The 255-nt window shown below is 58.0% G+C and carries 1 protein-coding gene; it reads left to right on the top strand.

What is annotated here, in order from left to right:
• Positions 1-255, top strand: a 255-nt coding sequence (locus K5E40_RS34705) for a contractile injection system protein, VgrG/Pvc8 family (protein WP_260456264.1), incomplete at both ends; no start/stop codon positions are given.

Here is a 255-nt window from a genome sequence, read left to right as displayed (position 1 = left end):
CGGATCTCGATTTCATCCAGCGCCTGTGCGAGGAAGAAGGTATTCACTACCACTTCCAGCACACCGCCAGTGGTCACAAACTGACCTTCGGCGATGACCAGACGGTGTTCCCGAAACTCGCGCCCGTGGCCTATCAACAAGATTCCGGACTGGTCGCCGACAGACCGGTGGTCAAACGTTTTGGTTTGCGCCTGGCTACCCGCACCAGCCGTACCACGCGGCGCGATTACGACTTCGTCAAACCGAAAATCGAGC

This window comes from Pseudomonas baetica (genome assembly GCF_019733355.1).
GTDB classification, from domain to species: domain Bacteria; phylum Pseudomonadota; class Gammaproteobacteria; order Pseudomonadales; family Pseudomonadaceae; genus Aquipseudomonas; species Aquipseudomonas baetica_A.
This window is presented reverse-complemented; position numbering and strand designations above follow the sequence as displayed.